4 protein-coding genes are annotated in these 3211 nt (G+C 28.7%); all 4 read right to left on the bottom strand.

Annotated features, from left to right (window positions below):
• Positions 1-148 precede the first annotated feature (148 nt).
• Positions 149-961: a Dam family site-specific DNA-(adenine-N6)-methyltransferase gene (locus Q8777_RS02435; protein ID WP_318749473.1), complete on the bottom strand. Its 813-nt coding sequence runs from the start codon at positions 959-961 to the stop codon at positions 149-151.
• A gap of 105 nt (positions 962-1066) precedes the next feature.
• Positions 1067-1309, bottom strand: coding sequence for a hypothetical protein (locus tag Q8777_RS02440; protein ID WP_318749426.1), 243 nt, complete (start codon positions 1307-1309; stop codon positions 1067-1069).
• Between the two features lie 79 nt (positions 1310-1388).
• A complete protein-coding gene (locus tag Q8777_RS02445) occupies positions 1389-2732 on the bottom strand; it encodes a hypothetical protein (RefSeq protein ID WP_318749474.1) in 1344 nt (447 codons plus the stop codon).
• A 110-nt stretch (positions 2733-2842) separates the two neighbouring features.
• The coding region (locus tag Q8777_RS02450) for a hypothetical protein (protein ID WP_318749422.1) at positions 2843-3211 on the bottom strand (369 nt) is incomplete at its 5' end.

Genomic DNA, 3211 nt, shown 5'->3' on the forward strand with positions numbered 1-3211 from the left:
GTAGCATTAATATATTTTTGGCGGTGTTTAAACCACGCTGGGGTTTTTTGTTCTAAATTAATTTTCATTTTTTTCTCTCTTTTCTCTAACAATTGTTAGTTTTTTTTGATGGTTTAAATATTTATTTAAAAATTTATTTTGTTCTTTATTAATAATTTTTGATAATCACTTCTTGGGTTACCTTAGCTGATGTAAGGTTCCTATCAGTGGTCGTTTGGAAAGATTGGATGTTAAAATTTTTAAACAAGGTGGTTATTTTTGATGAATTGTAATTGGTGTATAACCATTTTACCTTGCGATCATGGGCTCTTACTAAACATTGATAAAGTCTTTTATGACCTTCAAATGTGAAAGGCTTTTGATAAAAATCTTTATCTTTAATGCCTTCGCGCCAATACGGTGGATCAACAAATATAAAATCGTTGTTTTGAGTTTGGTTGATAACCGATTCAAAATCACCATTTAACAAATTTAAATTTTGAACATTATTTTTTATTTTTTGGATTTCTGCTAAATCAATGATTGGATTTGAAAAGCGTTTTCTAAAACCAAAGGCTAGATGAATTGTGCCATCAGAAAGATATCTAAAAATACCCCGAAAAGCATATTTTAATAAAACATAAAAAAGGGCACTTTTATAAATGCCAAAATTGCTTTTATTAAATTTGGCTAACAAATTTTTGAATGCTTCTTTTTGGGTCTTTTGCTCTTGATTGGCATATATATTGTTTTCTAATTGCCTGACATAAACACAAAACAATGTGGGTTTTACTAACATATTTTTCCAAAGTTCTATTAAATGATCATCATTATCGTTTAAAATGGCTGTTTGGGGAGTCAGGTTTTGGAATAAAACTCCACTGCCTAAAAAAGGTTCATAATAATTGTTATATTTTGTTGGCATATTTTTTAATAACAGGGGCAACATTTTCTTTTTGCTCCCAATCCATGGTATTTTCATTATTTAATTCCTTTCTAATGAATAATTTGTGCGACAGATATTAAATTTTTTTTGTTTTTGAATAAAAAAAGACCCTTTTAAAGGGTCTTTAAAATTAATTAAATTTTATTTATTTTTTTCTTTGGCGTTGTCTAATAAAAAAATAATCATAAAACCATCATAAATTAAACAAAGAAAACTGTTTAATTTCATCCCAAATTGAAAATTGACAAATAACGCTAATAAATTACTAATAATAAAAAAACAAGTGATAATAATTAAAACGTAATTTTTAGAATGAGGATTATTTTTGATTTTGAAAAAAAATTCTTTGATTTGGTTTAAGATTTCTTTAATTTGGTTTGTCATTTTATTGGTTTGCTCCTTATTATTTTGTTATTTTTAAATAAAAAAAGACCAACAAAAGAGTTGGTCTTAAAATGAAGATTTATTCTAATTCTTTAGGTTTTGTTGGAGGTCGGGTGGTGTTTAAAAAATTTTTAAAAGGTGGTAAATTTCTATCATGTTCTATACTACCCAAACCACTACCTAAAATATAAAATACATCTTTTTGCCACCAACTTTTTTCATAATATTCATAATCATATTTTGTGCCATTTTCATCGTAAAGGGTTTTATCTGAACGGCCGAATTTGTCGCGGATTTCGTCGCCAGTATAATGATAACCAGGTTTAACAGGACATTGGTGCAGCCAATTACTAAAAGAATTACAATATTGTTTAAAGATATTTTTTTGAAATGATTCATTTGTACAAACTAAACCATAAACACAATCGTCTGTTTCAAAAATATGTGAAACCACTTTTATTTTATATGGAATAGGAATTTTTATATAAATAGGAGAAGTTATTTCTATATTAGCTCCATCATTTTCAATTTTTTTTTCTTCATAGTCATATTCTTTAACTAAAGGCGGGAAAGTGTAAAGGTTATTTTCCCGTTTCCAGTCCCGAATTGCTTGATATGGGTTAGGGGCGTCAGGGAGTTTGATATATTGTGTATTTTTATAGGTTTCAAAGCTAAAAAGATAAGCATTTTTAGCACCGTTGCTTAATTTTAATAAATCATGGATAGTGTATTTTAGAGATTCTGATGGTAAAACGCGTATCCCATCATCAAAATAAATAACTTCGATTTCGTCATTTCCCCAAATATTTTTAGCAGGCAACGGGGCAACTAAACCTGTGGCAGGAGTAATGTTGTAACAACCTAATTTAATTAATTTTGGTTGGTTGATGATTTTGTTTTTGATTAAGTAATCATTTATCGCTTTTTCTTTACTTTCACTTACTAAAATATCTAACTTGACTAAATTAAGATTGACATTTGGCGGAACTAGCAATTCTTTAGCATCCCAAAAGACAAAAACTTCTGCAATCGCCATTTCATATTTTAAAAGGTCTGGCAAGGTGGATTCCTTATCTCTTTGAGGATATTGGATACAAAAAGGATTATTTCGCGGTTTCAAATAAACTCCTAATAGTCCTGGTGGGGGATCTTTTAATTCAAAGCAAAAGAAATCTCGACCATAAGGGTTATAAGAGGGATTATCCAACCCATAAGTAGAAGTTTCGATCTGAAAATATTTTAATATGTCAGGAATACTTTGTTTAGTTAAAACAGGGATATCATACCTTTTGATTGGAGGTTGAGTTACTAACCACTCTTGTTGGAGCGTTTGGGAATCAGCTAATGGTATTTTGGTTTTATTTTGACGCTGAAAACCAGAATAAGCAGCAAGAGGAGGAATAACATGAAAAATAATCAACAAGAAAATGAGGCAGTAATCTTTAAAGAAAGGGAATTTTGATTAATTTAAACATTATGTAACAACCTCCTATTATTGGAATATTTCATGGTCTTAATTTTGTTATTGTTGGTTTATTCTTGTTTTTGTTCATCAATTTTAGTCTCTGTTTTATCGGTTATTTCATCTGATTTATTGAGATTATCATCTGATTTATCTTCTGATTCATTAAGGATTTTATTTAATTTAGCTAAGTTTTCCCACACTTCAGCAAATCTATCATTGGATTGTTTTCTAGCTTCATCTATTTTTTTTCCTATTCGGGCAAAACTTTCATCTGATTCTTTTTCTATTCGGGCAAAACTTTCATCTAATGCAATAAAACTTTGGTGTAATTCTTCATCCTGATGTTTTTTTATAAAATAAATGGGAGCGAAAACGATCATGACACCGATAATTAGAAAAATAATTTCTTTTATTAATTTTTTTAAATTGTTCATATT

It is taken from the genome of Candidatus Phytoplasma stylosanthis (genome assembly GCF_032886435.1).
Classification (GTDB): domain Bacteria; phylum Bacillota_I; class Bacilli_A; order Acholeplasmatales; family Acholeplasmataceae; genus Phytoplasma; species Phytoplasma stylosanthis.

What these genes read in the sequence shown, in the direction of transcription:
- Q8777_RS02435 (WP_318749473.1), bottom strand. Translation starts at nt 961, where the DNA reads ATGAAAATACCATGGATTGGGAGCAAAAAGAAAATGTTGCCCCTGTTA.
- Q8777_RS02440 (WP_318749426.1), bottom strand. Translation starts at nt 1,309, where the DNA reads ATGACAAACCAAATTAAAGAAATCTTAAACCAAATCAAAGAATTTTTT.